The sequence below is a fragment of the Pseudozobellia thermophila genome (genome assembly GCF_900141855.1).
Taxonomy (GTDB): Bacteria; Bacteroidota; Bacteroidia; order Flavobacteriales; family Flavobacteriaceae; genus Pseudozobellia; species Pseudozobellia thermophila.
Genome location: NZ_FQYU01000001.1, coordinates 486458 through 500996, shown reverse-complemented (window position 1 = coordinate 500996; position 14539 = coordinate 486458). Strand labels below are relative to the sequence as shown.

Genomic DNA, 14539 nt, shown 5'->3' with positions numbered 1-14539 from the left:
CCAAGCCCTTTACAAGTTAAGGAACCCTTTACAAATCTTCTACATTCGGGTCACCGTTCCGCCAAAAACCGTCTTTTCGTCCATTTTTGCGGGATCCCCGTATACCAAAACCTCCCCACCGGCCTTTACGGTGGCCTTTACGTAATCGGAGGCGTAAATCTCGGCCCGTGAACCTGCGTTGACGTTGACCGTTGAAAACTTGGTCTTTAGTTGCTTCCCTTGGTAGACGCCCCCGGTATTGATGGCCACGTCCTGAAGATCGGATGTGCCCGAAGTCTCGATAACCCCGCCCGTAACCGTCTTGATCAACAACTGCTCCACGTCGGCATTGATGATCAGCTCGCCACCTTCCTGTGCCTTCAACTCCAATACGTCTTGACGTATAACATCGTCGGAGGTTATCTTGGCATCTTCGTTGACATCTATGACCACCAACTTTTCGGTGTAATACAGGTCTACGAAGGTTCTGTATCCACTGAATATCTTATCGATTTGCATTCTTATCTTCAGAACACCATCGTTGTTGACTATGGCCACCTTTTGAATGTTTTCGCCGGTAATGACCGCCTTGTTCTCATTCGACTTGATCAGTTTTACCGATATACCGTCAAAGGCCTTTACCTCGGTAAACTTGGTCAGGTCTTGGGTAATCTTGGTATCCTGGCCACGTACCAAGGCCGAGCCCAATACAACAACGGTAAGCAACACGAACTGTTTCATGATGTTTCTTTAGGTTGATTTGTCAATGTATAAACAAATTCCATTCCAAAAAAATTACCTATTCCCCGTGTTTTCCTATTAGGGAAAAGTCGAGATGGCGTTTGACCAAGTCGGTGTTTTTTACCATGACCACCACTTCGTCGCCCAACTGATAGGTCTTTTTGGTTCGCTCGCCCACGATGGCATACTCCTTTTCATCAAAGATATAATAATCGCCTTTTATATCGGTGATGCGTACCATGCCCTCACATTTGTTCTCGATGATCTCTACGTACACGCCCCATTCGGTGACCCCGCTGATCACACCGACAAACTCTTTGTCCTGGTGGTCTTGCATAAACTTTATCTGCATATATTTTATCGAGTCGCGCTCGGCACTCGATGCCAGATACTCCATATCGGAGGAGTGCTTGCATTTTTTCTCATAGACCTCGGTATTGGCCGAATCGCCCCCATCCAGGTAATGTTGCAACAAACGGTGCACCATAACGTCGGGATATCGGCGTATGGGCGAGGTAAAGTGGGTATAGTAATCAAAGGCCAGGCCGTAGTGCCCGATATTCTCGGTCGTATAGATCGCCTTGCTCATACTACGGATGGTAAGTGTATCTACCAAATTCTGTTCCTTTTTACCCTTAACGTCTTCCAAAAGCTGGTTTAAAGACGCGCTGATGGATTTTTTGTCCTTAAAGTCTATCTTGTGCCCAAAGCGGGAAATAATGCCGTTAAGGGCCATTAATTTGTCTTGGTCGGGGTCGTCGTGTACCCGATAAACAAATGTTTTCTTCGGTTTTTTCTTACCGATGAACTCCGCTACCTTTCGATTGGCCAGCAGCATAAACTCTTCGATAAGCTTATTGGCATCCTTCGATTCCTTAAAATATACACCGGTAGGCTCCCCTTCTTCGTTGAGGTTAAACCGCACTTCTACCTTATCGAAAGATATGGCCCCTTGGCGCATTCGCTTGTCGCGCATGATCTTGGCCATGCGGTCCATTTGTAGGGTGGCCTCGACAATGTCATCTCCGACCGTATAGGCCTCGCCGCGAATGGATATCCCTTCGGGGATATACCCCTTGCCCGATTCGATGATCTGTTGGGCCTCTTCATAGGCAAAACGTTCGTTCGAATTGATGACCGTTCTTCCAAACCACTGGTTCTTTATATTGGCCTTTGGGTCCATTTCAAAAACGGCCGAAAAGGTATATTTTTCCTCATTGGGTCTAAGCGAACAGGCATTGTTCGACAAGACCTCGGGAAGCATGGGTACCACGCGATCGACCAGGTATACCGAAGTCGCCCGTTCGTAAGCCTCGTCGTCGAGTACGGTATCAGGTCGTAGGTAATGCGAAACATCGGCAATATGGATGCCTATTTCATAATTTCCGTTGTCCAATACCTCAAAAGACAGGGCATCATCGAAATCCTTGGCATCCTTGGGGTCTATGGTAAAGGTAAGCACGTCGCGCATATCGCGGCGCTTGGCGATTTCGTCCTCTTTGATCGAGGTATCCAAGGTATCGGCAAAGCGCTGTACTTCCTCAGGAAATTCATAAGGCAATCCGTACTCGGCCAAAATAGCGTGTATTTCGGTATTGTGCTCCCCGGGTTTGCCCAGTACCTGGACAACGGTTCCCGTGGGCGAATCGCCACCTTCGGGCCAATCGTCCAACTTAACGATTACCTTATCGCCGTCCTTGGCGTTCTTCTCCTTGCCCTTCGACACGAAGAAATCGGTATACATCCTAAAATCGGTGGGCCTGACGAAGGAAAAGGTCTTTTGTTGGTCCAATATACCGACAAACTCGGTCTTCTTTCGCTCCAGTACCTTGGTAATCTCCCCCTCGAGTTTTTTGCCCTTCCGTCTAGGAAAGATATAGAGCTCTACGGTATCGCCGTGAAAGGCCTTGTTCAGTTTGTTGTAGGGCACGAAAACATCGTCGTCCAGCCCCTCTACAACTATATAGGCATTGCCCCGACCGGTGAGGTCGACGGTACCCGTATGGTAGGTTTTGTTAGGGCCAATGGCCTTGTACTTGCCCCTTTCCGCCTCTTCGATACGTTTGCTTTCCTTTAACTGGCCCAACCTTTTGATCAGTAAGTTCCGGTCTTCGGTATTGCTCAAGCCCAGCCGGGCAGCTATCTCTTTGTAATTAAAGGTCTTATTTCGGTCTTTTTCCAGTACGGTAAAGATTCCTTTGGTAATCTCGTTCTTTTTGTGGTTTCTAGCTTTCTTCTTCTTTTTCGACATTAAGTAATTTCTTATAAAGTGGAAAATTACGAATTATAATCCATAGACTATGTCCAAATGGATTATCTACGTTAATTTGATGTTATCAACACATATATTAATATCATCTTTTTCTTTTTAAAATTTAAAATAAAATTGGGCTTTATGATAGCTTGTTAATAACGGTTAAAAAAAATTGGGGTAAAACTTGCTTCGAACCGAACTTGAAAGTTATTGACAATTTATACACTCAAGATGTATCGAAGTATCAAAGGGTTACCAATTTTATAAAGGCAAGTGGATAACAACTATCAACATAAAATTTTTAATAACTCAACGTAAATTTATTGTTAATTAATGTTGAATTACGTTTGATATGTGGCTATAAAAATGGAACAAGTATTTTGCCGGGATTAAGATAAGTTTTATAAGGAGCTATTTTATTCAGAAAACAAAATCTAAGATCTATTTTTTGTTTCGAGGTTATCAACAATAAATCTACCTTATCTACCCTACAAATTAACAACAGGTATAAAATATATGAAAACTCTTGTTGTGAACGGCTACTATTTTGTAGTGAAGCACTTCTATTTGTACATTTGCACCCATAGGAACGAGAAAAGCCACCACATTAAGGATACCCCCATATCAATTTTGTAAGCGGCGGATAAACCAAGAACACCAATGAAAATAGCTATAGGTAACGATCACGCAGGGACCGATTACAAATTGGCCATAGTGGGCTTATTGAAATCGATGGACATAGAGGTAAAAAATTATGGTACCGATGGTACCGATAGTGTCGATTATCCTGATTTCGTGCATCCGGTGGCATCGGATGTTGAAAACGGAAAGGTCGACTACGGTATTATTGTCTGCGGTAGTGGCAACGGGGCTTCGATGACGGCCAACAAACATCAAAAAGTAAGATGTGCCCTGTGTTGGACGAAGGAGATCGTTCAGCTGGGAAGGGAGCACAACGATGCCAACATCTTGAGCCTTCCGGCACGTTTTATTTCCCTGCCCCAGGCCCTTGACATGGTAAAGACCTTTTTAAATACCGAATTCGAAGGAGGAAGGCACGAGCGTAGAATAGAAAAGATACCCTGCGCATAGGGTTTCCCTACGGTACTGGTTCAGGTAACCATCGAAAAGGCGACCAGGGCCCCAGGCCCCGGTACGGATGTAATAATGTGTTGGCTTTTTATTCGGTAAAATGGGCATACACCACAATCATTCCCATACGCACACCCATACAGATCTAAGGGGAAGAAATCTGGTAATCTCCATTTTATTGAATTTGGTAATTACCGTTTCGCAGGTTATCGGCGGCCTCATATCGGGCAGTCTTTCCCTCTTGTCCGATGCCCTGCACAACTTTAGCGACGTACTTTCGCTTATCGTAAGTTACATTGCCACCCTGCTTTCACAAAAGGAGGCTTCGACCAACAAGACTTTCGGTTATAAAAGGGCCGAAATTATAGCGGCCTTCGTCAATGCGGCCTCTTTGATCGTGGTGGCCCTGATTTTGATCAAAGAAGCCTTCGAACGTTTTTTAAATCCCCAACCCATAGCCTCGGACCTGGTCATCTGGCTTTCGTTCTTAGGTATCGCGGCCAACGGGTTCAGTGTCCTCCTGTTAAAAAGGGATGCGGACAGTAACATGAACATGAAGTCGGCCTATTTGCATCTTTTGACCGATATGATGGCCTCCGTTGCGGTGTTGATAGGGGGTATCTTGATGAAGTTTTACCAGGTATACTGGATCGATGCCTTTCTTACCTTCGCCATTGCCCTTTATCTGATCTATATGGGCTACGATTTGTTGAAGGACGCTACCCGCGTACTCATGCTCTTTACGCCCAATACCATACAGGTAAGGAACATTGTGGATACCATTTCGCAAATCGATATAGATTCCATAAAGAACGTACATCACGTACATATATGGCAGTTGAACGAAGCCGAAGTACACTTGGAGGCCCATATCGATTTCAAGAGCGATATCCGCTTGTCGGAGTTCGAGGCCATTTTAGACCAGATCGAGGACATAATGTATCACAAATACGGAATCAACCATGTCAATATTCAGCCGGAATATGGCAAATGCGATAGCAAACACGTAATAGTTCAAGATTAGATATGATAAACATAGAAATCAAACCTTTTTACGAATTGGGTTTAAAGGAATTTCACGACATTTTAAAACTGAGAAGTGAAATATTCGTTGTAGAGCAAGATTGTGTTTACCAGGATATCGATGGTAAGGATTTTAAGGCCTTGCACGTCATTGGCCGTAAAAACGGGGAAATAGTCGCTTATTCCCGCATTTTTAAGCCAGGGGATTATTTCAAGGAGGCCTCGATCGGTAGGGTGGCCGTTAAAAAGTCGGAGCGCAAGTACGGATACGGCAAGAACATTGTCAAGGCTTCCATAGACGGCATTAACGACTATTTCGACAAAGGCGACATTAAGGTATCGGCACAGTTATACCTCGAAAGGTTTTACCATTTCTTCGGGTTCAACCAAGTAGGGGAGGGCTACCTCGAAGACGGGATACCCCACATAGCCATGGTACGCAAGGCATAGGTCGGCCATGGCCGACTTTGGGTCGATAAACTACATTTAAACTGGTGGAAGCCTATATTTTGATAGGTTCCTTGTTGCTGAGGTTGATGTCTTCCAACATGCTGTCGGTAAACTTGTAATGGCCCCTTGTCGTGATGATCCTAAACCGGTTGGAGTTCATTCGGCTCAGGGTATCCAAAAACAACCATTTCGATTTTAGTAACCTGGGTTTGGCCGATTTTAGACTGATTTCAAAATAATACTTCCGGCCATTTTTGACCGCTACGATATCGGGGGTAATTTTCATGTCACTGCCCTTGCGAACATAGGATTTGGGTTTTTCATAACCCTCGATGTCGGCCTTGATGTTTTCAAAACCGGTGGCTTCCAAATGATTTATCGACTTCTCAATAAATTCCTTATTTTCTGATTTTTCTACTTTTATCATACCTCACAAGATACGATTTTTTATCGGAACCACAAATTAAACCAATTGATTAACAACAGTTTAAGTGTATTTTTGCACCCTTTTCGGTACCCAAACCCGTTTAGGGCAAATGGTAAAACCGACCGCTTGGTCGAAAGCGAAGGCCCGGTCACAGAGGTTTCCCGTAATCGGATAAGGCCAATCGAAGGCTAGGATTGTTAAGGTGCACGGATGGGCCGGATGGGAAGGGAATAAGTGCGGACAACCGACCGGGAGGTCGGTTTTAAAATGTTAAACGAAGCGTTTTGCAATGCCTTCATGGATCAAAAAGTCAAGCCTGAGAACCAAGTTCAAGGGTTTTTCAGCCTTGTTCGCCCTCGAAAAATACAGGTATCCTTCCGTGGCTTGATCGAGCTCCCCAATGGCAATCTTACCGTGGGGCAAGGCCCTGTTTTCCAAACGTTCGGCAGTGAGTTTTCTATCGGAGAGAAAGCGGAGCAGTTTTTTTCGGTTGGCGAAAGTAACCTTGCACGAGGTGAAGCGATCTGGCTCATCGGCATAGATGGCCGTTACCAAGGCGTAAAAATCGGTTTTTTTGCTTTGGTCGAAGAGCCACCCCTTTTTTAGCCGGTTGTCTTTAAGGTAACTCACCTCAAAGGCAAAGGTAGGCAAGTCGTCGTTTATATAATCGAGCTGGGCCTTTTCGTCAAGGGAAAACACCTCGCCGTTAGATTTATGGGTAAAAAGCAGGTCGATGCCCGCAAGCTGCCGGTCGAGGTCAACGACCCGTTCGAACGAATACTGTTTTAGGTATTGGGCATAGTACGTATCGAGGAGGCTCTGTAGCTTCCTTTCCTTTTGGAGGTCTTCGCCAAACTTACTTCGTGCATTCAAGACATCAATGATTGATCTTTTCGTACAAGGCGTCGCTTATTTTTTCGATGATGCCCACGACCAGGGCGTTACCCATAAAAAAGGCGCGCTTGGTGTCGCTTATGCCCTCTAACCGGGTATGGTTGTCGGGAAACATGTTCAGCCGTTCCAACTCGAGGGGCGTTAATCGGCGCAAGCCCTTAGGGGTCTTTACCACGTGTTTGAATCGCGAGGGCGATTTGCCCCCTTCGCCCGTTATGATCGTTCTCGATGCCTTGTCGAGGTCATCGGGAAAGACCATGCTTCCTTCGCTGTAATTGTAGGTATAGCCGTTCTTTGAAGTGCGTACCTCCTTTTTCGCCCCCTTTAGGTAGGCCCATTTTGGATAATCCTCCTCGGGAATGTAAAAGGCTTCGTCTACCTCTCCGTTTTCCAGAACGTCCCTTAATACCGTCTTGTTCTCTTGGGGGGCGGGGCTTGTTTTTTTTGTGAATACCTTTCCATCGACAAAAACCCCGGTATTGAGAAAGGGCGAAAGCTTTTCGCCCTTGTTGAAGTCTTCCGAGATCGACACCAAATCTTCGTCGAGCAAAAAACGGACGGGCCCATGGTTCGTTTGTTCAACGGGAAAGGCCTGGGCTATGGTTCCTGTTTCTTGGATCCATTCGCCCTTATCGGCTTTTTTAAGTTCCTTGTAGGCCGCGGTCGATCGGTGGTAGCCCAAAAAGAAGATCCGTCTTCGTCTTTGGGGCATGCCGTAATCGGCGGCGTTGATTACCCGCCATTCAACGGCGTAGCCCAGCTCGTCCAAGCTTTTCAACATTATGGCAAAATCGCGTCCCCGTTGGGTCGAGGGCGATTTTAACAGGCGGTCGACGTTTTCGAGGAAGAGGTACTTGGGCGGGTTTTTCTTTTCCGACAATATGCGGTGGATGCTCCACCACAGTACCCCTTTTTTTCCGATAAGGCCCTTCGAATTCTGTAAAGTGGTCGCCACCGAATAGTCTTGGCAGGGAAAACCGCCCACCAAAAGGTCGGCATCGGGAATTTGATCGGTAGCCACCTCGGCGATATCCTCATTGGAATGGTTTTCTGCCCCGAAACGGGCCTCGTAGACCATGGAGGCGTGTTGGGTCTTGGTACTCGGCTCCCACTGGTTGCTCCATACCACCTGATATTTGCCTTTTTTTTCAAGTCCTAAACGGAAACCGCCTACACCTGCGAAAAGTTCTATAACTTTGAGTTTACCCATGCAGTTAAAATTAAACAATTAGATAAGGGAAAGAAACGCAATGATACGAATTGAAATGACTAGGGAAAAATTATTGGGCTGTTTAGTTGGCCTTCTTGTCTTGGTAATGGCAAGCTGCGAGGGCCTGTCGAAAAAGGAGCAGGCCTTGCTCAAGAAAATAGAGGAGGTACGCCAGGAATTTGCACCCGATAAACGGACCGCCCTATTCGATGTTCGCGTGTTTACCGACAGCAAAAAATATATCCTCAAAGGGGAGACCGATAACGAAGGGGCCCTTGTAAAGCTACGTGAAACCCTGACGGAATCGGGTTTTGACTTTACCGACGAAATAGAGGTGCTGCCCTCCGAAGCGCTCGACGGACTTACACAGGCCGTTGTCAACCTTTCCGTGGCCAATTTACGGAGCAATCCCAAACATTCGGCCGAACTGGCGACCCAGGCGACCCTGGGCACCCCGGTAAAGGTGCTGAAGCAAGATGGAGGCTGGTACTATATCCAAACCCCCGATAAATACCTGTCGTGGGTCGATGACGGAGGAATCGAACCCATGGACAAAACGACCTTTGACCGGTGGCAGGGTGCTAAAAAGATCATCTTTACCCAAACCTATGGCCATTCCTTTGCCGATGAAGGCCGAAATCAAGTCGTCTCCGACCTGGTGGCCGGAAACATATTGGAGCTTACGGGCACTACCGGCGATTATTTTCAGGTGGCTTATCCCGATGGGCGAAAGGCATTGGTGGCCATGGCCGAGGCCCAACCCTATGACGAATGGTTGGAGGGCCTCGACCCTTCCCCCGAAAACCTGGTCGCAACCTCAAAGGAGCTGATGGGCGTGCCCTACCTGTGGGGAGGGACCTCTACCAAGGGAATGGACTGCAGTGGGTTTACCAAGACCGTTTACTTTTTGAACGGAATGGTCATCCCCAGGGATGCCTCGCAGCAGGTGCATACCGGAAAACCCGTTGATTCGGTGCAGGATTTTGACCGCTTGGAGCGGGGCGATCTTTTGTTCTTTGGAAAAAAGGCAACGGATTCCACGGCCGAGAAGGTCGTACACGTGGGCATGTGGATCGGCAACAACGAATTTATCCACGCGTCGGATAGGGTACGGATCAGCAGTATGGACCCCGATGCGGACAACTACGACGCGTTCAACCACAAGCGTTACCTGCGCTCAAAACGCATCTTAAAGGAAAAGGACGAAGGCCTGATCAGTTTGGCCGACAACCCACTTTTTAAGGACTAGGGGGTTGGATGTAGGCACTGCGTGATGCTTGCGGTATCGGAAGGTTGGGTAGAGGAGACACCACACTTTACACTAGCAGGTTTATACGGAAAAAGTTACTCTTCGTTTCTTTCGACCTTTCTAATTCTATAGAGATTCTTTGGTTTGGAATCCCCGTCCATATCTTCCTTTGACAGTTTAAATGGAATGTAATTTTTGGCCAATTCGACCAATTCCGATTTTGGGGCTGAAATGGTATTGACCAGTTCACTACCAAAGATTTTTTTCTCTTTACGCAAGAACAAACTGTCTTTGGAGAACCGTATGAGTTTATAATTATGATCCCCGTCCCATTTTTGGTCATGACCAACGACCTTGCCCAAGTTGTTTTTCTTTTCTTCGATTCGTATTTTCCTTATTTCATACAGGTCATTTACAGCAGGATTATTTATCCTGGAAATAGCAATTGCCGTGTTTTCTTTAATCTTGTTCTTTTTCTGTCTCTCATTTAAAAAGTCCCCGGCAAGGTTCATTATCAGGAATCCAATCAATAACAGAATTGGCGTTGATAATAGGATTGTGCCAATATAGGCCCAAAATGGGGGTTTTCTTTTGAGTTCAATCAGGTTGAGTTTGGTTCTTAGTTCGGGGTCGGAGATGAAGGATTCACTTGTATTGTTTTTTTTAATTTTCCAATAGCTGTCAATGGGCCAGGTAGGAATTAGAAATAGAAAAAAGACCTTCTGGTAGAGATTAAAGGTTATACCATCGTATTCGCCTTCAACTCCTAGATCCTTGGCACTGTATGTTTTTATCTTGATGGTATATGTTCCAAGAACTCTCATATTCTTTTTAAATTTTTGCCGACGGCTTCATATTCGTTTTTCGACTTTCGCACAACACATAAGTGTCTTGTTTGTGGTATGTATCGTTTTGATTATCAGAACGAAAAAATATTCGATATATTTTTTTCTTGGGCGACCAAGGGCGAACATCCCCCGCCCTTCGGGCACCCCCTTCGAAGGGGGATTAATGGCCTTGTTTATACACGGGCGTGATGCTTGTGCTAGCGCAGGAAAATAATCCCGATTTCCAAAGGAGAACTGACGCTTTTCAGGCCTAAGACTATACCCGGGCGGTTAGTTGTTTCCTATTTGGGGCAGAATATTCTTTTCTATCAACTCGATCCTGTCTTTTGCACGGGGTTTGAATCGAGAGGTAATGGCGACAACGCACTCGTCTTCGGTGTCCACATAAATTATATTTCCCCCATCCCCGATGGCGGCATAGCGTTTATTTTCCTTTCCATCGATTATCCACCATAGGTAGCCGTAGTACAAGCCATTCCATTGGCTGTGTTTTTTAGTACTGTGGGCAACCCATCGCGAGGACACAATTTGACGGTTCTGCCACCTTCCTCCGTTCAGATATAACTGTCCGATTTTAGCGATGTCGCGAGTCGTCAAAGTCAGCCCCCAACCCGAAGTATTGGCTCCTTTTGGATCGATTACCCAACCGTTGACATATTTGTCCTTTAGAAAAGCAAAATGTTCTTCTTTGTTATAGATCCTGATGTTTTTAGGGGCCTTAATTCCCAAAGGGGAAAATAGATTTTCGGCAGCAAAATCAAGAAGGGGCTGGCCCGTTGCATGGATAAGGACTCCCGATAAGGCCTGTAAACCTATGGTCGTGTATTTGAATTCTTCGGTTAGGGTTTTGCCTCCTAATAGGTCCAATACCGATTTAGTCCAGTCTTCGCTTGAGTATACCTTCGTATAAGGTTCTGATTTGAACTTATAAGGAGCTGTCATCGTTATCAGATGCCTTAGGGTCACTTTTTGGATTGTTTTTTCCCTTCTTTTGATTGTATAACCGGGGAAAAAATCCAGCACCTTTTGTTCTATACTTTTAATATGCCCCTGGTCAATGGCTATCCCCAGCAGGATGGATACAATGCTCTTTGTTACGGAAGCAATATGAATGGTATCGTGTTCATTATAGCCATGAAAATATTCTTCACAAGCAATACTTCCATTTTTATAAACCACGATACCTGCAATGTTCTCATATTCTGATCGGATCAGTTCTATAAGCTGGTCGGAAAGTTGTTTCATTATACGCCCATAAATATTCACAACACGTAAATATAGGCAGCTTTCTTATTGGTGCTATGGTATTTTTTAAACCAAGAGATACATGTTTCCTGTATATTCTTCTTGGGTTATCGAGGTCGGCAACATCCCCCGCCCTTCGGGCACCCCCTTCGAAGGGGGAATTATGATCTTTTCGGGCTAAGGGCGCCACGCTCGTACTGAAGGGAATAGACTATTTTCAGGTAAGGCTACAGGGCAATGTTTACCAGGGTTACTATGAATTACATTTCATATTTATCAATTTCTTTAATTTCTGAAACAGTTGTAGCCCCCTCTGTTGATAAAGTGTCGTATTTAATAGCTAATTTATCATTGATTCTAATGTATCCCCAGCGATTCCATCCATGTTCGAAGTTATCTACATGAAGAAAAAACTGGTTTTCGTCTTTGTCTTTTGCAAAGATAAAGCTCGACATACCATAATTATTATCGGGAATGTTATATACTTTCGTAATTGTATAACCAGCAGCTTCTAACTCTTCTATGTGTTCTTGGTCATAATGTTCTACTTTTTCTGGTGTATACCACCTTGCATCATGAAGAGGGTTCTTATATGATTTAAATTCTAGAGAGTATACTTTCTTTAAAAAGGATTGGCTGTCTTGTGAGTCGATTGATTGCCCACGTAAAGTGTTTATTATTTCAAAATAGTGGTCTTTAACAAACTGGACAAAGTTATATAAGAATTCTTCTGAATATAACAATTTGTCATAATTAATGTTTGATAGTTCTTTAAGAAATTTTAATGCCTCATTACATGCTAATGCTACGTAATTTTCACTTTTAAAAATTTCATTGAATATTTCAATTACTTTACCAAAAGCGCTTTCTTTTTCCGAATAATTGTTTCTAATTAACTCTACACTTCTCTTGAAAGCAGAAGCTCTATATGTGCCCATCATGACAGACCAATTTGGATTAGTTTCCCAATCTTCAGTCTTGTTTATTATTGATATATATTCTCCTAAATTTAGTAGACATAAGAAGTTTAGTTTTGTCAACGAAGCCGAAAACTTTTTTGATGACTTTTCGGGGTTACCATATCCACTTTCAAGAAGTTTTTCAAATATTTCGTTTGAAAGGTTATAATGTTTATTGTGAAATAAATTAAGAGCTTTAGCAAGTAAATATCGTGGCTCTAATTTATGGGTAAGAGCTTCATCGAGAACTTTAACTTCACTTGCTTCATCTTGTAAAGCTCTCAAAATCCTTGAGTAATGAAAAAGTAATTCATGATTCTGAGAGTTGTAAGCGATTAATTCTCCAAATTTACTTTTTAAAGCAACAAGTTCTGAATGGTTTCTTTTTGAATAATGTCTACCGAGAACTTTATTTAGGTCAACCACAAGAGCTCTAATTGAGTCAGAAATATATTCAGAAATGTATTCAGCATCGAATTCATTAATCCCGAGTATCTGATTTCGATTTAGCTGTTCTTGAATCTTGGTTTTTCTTTCTTTAATACTTTGAGAGATTTTATTTCTTACTTCAATATTCCTTGGATTAATTAATAGTAAATCCTTAATAGAATCACTTAATTTAAATTTATCATTTCCAGTTTCACTAGTACTTCTAACAATTAAACTGGTTTTAGATAATTCATTGATTGATTCTGAAATTTCATCATTTGACAAATCTAATAGGTCAATTAATTGAGTCTTTACAACTTCACCAGTTACATAAATGGCTTCTAATATTGAAATAGAGCAGTTACTTAATGATTCAATCAAATTAGTATAAGAAAAGGCCGCAATATCTTTTTGAGATTTATTAATGGATGTTGATATGTCTATTCCTCTGATATATAAATCAACAGTCAATCGAATTGCAAGGGGGTTGTTGTTTGCTCTATGAGCAATCAATTCAAGGTCTTCCTGTTTAAAGTCACTCACCCCCCTTCTTTTGAAGTAATTTCTACAGAGATTTACTGCATGCCTTTTACCTAATGTTTGAAGAGGCACAGTAGTTGCCGAATCGATTGAGATTCTACTAGTAACAATAACTCTCCATAGCAAAGGAAGGGATTCATTAAATTCTATAAATTCTTCTTGAGTATGAATAAGCAAGTTTTCGAGATTATCAATGCATATTAAAATTTTTTCATTTTCTAGTTTTTCACAAGCATCTTTAAAGCACTCTATTTCTTTATCAGGATATATTGATTTAATATCATGAAGAATGGAGTTTTTAATTTGATCAATGCCATTGATTGCTTCAATTAACTCAATGCCGTCTGGAGTTAATCTCTCATTTTTTAACGTGCAAAATATTATGCAATGAATTTTGGTGCTCCATTTGGGACTTAGACTAATATCTTTTAAAAATTGTAAAACCAAAGCCGTTTTTCCGACTCCTCCGGGCGCAACAACAGCAATCAAGTTATTTCTAACTTTTGATAGGGTTGTCTCTAGGTCTTTAAACTCTTTGTCTCTTCCTAGTAAACCTGTTATCTCATGATCAAAAGTTGTGGGTAGCGTGTTAGGAATTGCCCAATGAACGTTGTTTAACCAATCTTCAGGAGGAGGAGATAAGTTTTCGTCTAGAGCGGAGTTTAATGCTTGTCTAACATCACCTAAATCTAATTGAAGAATTAGTGGGTCGCTAGCTATTGCTGCTGCTCTAAACCAAAAAGTATCTGGAAAAGGCCTGTTTGGATGACTTATGGCATTGCGTATATCAAAAATATTGAGGTTTGCACATAAACTTTTTAGAGCTTTCATTTTTGACTCATAGGAAGTACCAGTAGTTGTGTCTATTGCTAAATTGAATACTTCATCCAAATAGCTAGACTCCACTAACATTGCTATATTGTTTTTGTCAATGTTTTTACCATTGTCAATTTCTCTGGACGTGATGTTCGCAATGTTCTTTTCTGTTATATTTTCGACTCTATCTGCGTTAATTATGTAATTTCCTAAGGAAGTTTCAAGAGAATAAATAATCATTGCGCTTTTAATTCTCAATATTTGTTCAGTATTCATCATGTTCTTTATAATTCATCATAACGCAGATTTATTTGTAATACTGCTGTTGAATTTTTTGTTGTATCCAAGATACTTAAAAAATAGAATGCAAGGCAACATCCCCC

General features: G+C 42.9%; 12 protein-coding genes. 4 read left to right on the top strand and 8 right to left on the bottom strand.

Annotation, left to right across the window (positions count from 1 at the left end; all coding sequences use genetic code 11):
• Positions 1 to 39 precede the first annotated feature (39 nt).
• The gene (locus BUB37_RS02130; protein WP_072987768.1) at positions 40 to 720 is read right to left on the bottom strand and encodes a head GIN domain-containing protein; all 681 of its coding nucleotides are present in this window, start codon (positions 718 to 720) and stop codon (positions 40 to 42) included.
• Between the two features lie 58 nt (positions 721 to 778).
• A complete protein-coding gene (gene rnr / locus BUB37_RS02125) occupies positions 779 to 2971 on the bottom strand; it encodes a ribonuclease R (RefSeq protein WP_072987766.1) in 2193 nt (730 codons plus the stop codon).
• Positions 2972 to 3634: 663 nt separating this feature from the next.
• Between rnr and rpiB the strand changes: the two genes are divergently transcribed.
• The 3 genes from rpiB to BUB37_RS02110 all read left to right on the top strand — a co-directional run bounded on the left by rpiB (position 3635) and on the right by BUB37_RS02110 (position 5539).
• Positions 3635 to 4066 carry a ribose 5-phosphate isomerase B gene (gene rpiB / locus BUB37_RS02120; RefSeq protein WP_072987764.1) on the top strand — a complete coding sequence of 144 codons (432 nt, stop codon included), beginning with the start codon at positions 3635 to 3637 and terminating at the stop codon, positions 4064 to 4066.
• A 100-nt stretch (positions 4067 to 4166) separates the two neighbouring features.
• Complete coding sequence (locus BUB37_RS02115) at positions 4167 to 5090, top strand: cation diffusion facilitator family transporter (RefSeq protein ID WP_072987761.1); 924 nt, start codon at positions 4167 to 4169, stop codon at positions 5088 to 5090.
• Between the two features lie 2 nt (positions 5091 to 5092).
• Entirely contained in the window at positions 5093 to 5539 is a 447-nt protein-coding gene (locus BUB37_RS02110) for a GNAT family N-acetyltransferase (RefSeq protein ID WP_072987758.1), read from the top strand.
• Positions 5540 to 5591: 52 nt separating this feature from the next.
• Here the strand turns inward: BUB37_RS02110 and BUB37_RS02105 are convergent, their stop codons facing one another.
• The 3 genes from BUB37_RS02105 to dcm all read right to left on the bottom strand — a co-directional run bounded on the left by BUB37_RS02105 (position 5592) and on the right by dcm (position 8070).
• A complete protein-coding gene (locus tag BUB37_RS02105) occupies positions 5592 to 5966 on the bottom strand; it encodes a hypothetical protein (RefSeq protein ID WP_072987755.1) in 375 nt (124 codons plus the stop codon).
• A gap of 270 nt (positions 5967 to 6236) precedes the next feature.
• Positions 6237 to 6839, bottom strand: coding sequence for a hypothetical protein (locus BUB37_RS02100; protein ID WP_072987752.1), 603 nt, complete (start codon positions 6837 to 6839; stop codon positions 6237 to 6239).
• A 4-nt stretch (positions 6840 to 6843) separates the two neighbouring features.
• Positions 6844 to 8070 carry a DNA (cytosine-5-)-methyltransferase gene (dcm, locus tag BUB37_RS02095; protein ID WP_072987749.1) on the bottom strand — a complete coding sequence of 409 codons (1227 nt, stop codon included), beginning with the start codon at positions 8068 to 8070 and terminating at the stop codon, positions 6844 to 6846.
• 40 nt (positions 8071 to 8110) lie between these two features.
• Between dcm and BUB37_RS02090 the strand changes: the two genes are divergently transcribed.
• Entirely contained in the window at positions 8111 to 9319 is a 1209-nt protein-coding gene (locus BUB37_RS02090) for a C40 family peptidase (protein WP_244526698.1), read from the top strand.
• Positions 9320 to 9414: 95 nt separating this feature from the next.
• Here BUB37_RS02090 and BUB37_RS02085 read toward each other — a convergent pair whose 3' ends face one another.
• The 3 genes from BUB37_RS02085 to BUB37_RS02075 form a co-directional block, all read right to left on the bottom strand.
• Entirely contained in the window at positions 9415 to 10143 is a 729-nt protein-coding gene (locus BUB37_RS02085) for a hypothetical protein (RefSeq protein ID WP_072987742.1), read from the bottom strand.
• Positions 10144 to 10437: 294 nt separating this feature from the next.
• On the bottom strand, positions 10438 to 11412 hold the full coding sequence (locus BUB37_RS02080; protein WP_072987739.1) for a serine hydrolase domain-containing protein: 975 nt from the start codon (positions 11410 to 11412) through the stop codon (positions 10438 to 10440).
• A 260-nt stretch (positions 11413 to 11672) separates the two neighbouring features.
• Positions 11673 to 14435 (bottom strand): ATP-binding protein, encoded by a 2763-nt coding sequence (locus tag BUB37_RS02075; RefSeq protein ID WP_072987736.1) that lies wholly within the window; start codon positions 14433 to 14435, stop codon positions 11673 to 11675.
• Positions 14436 to 14539 lie beyond the last annotated feature (104 nt).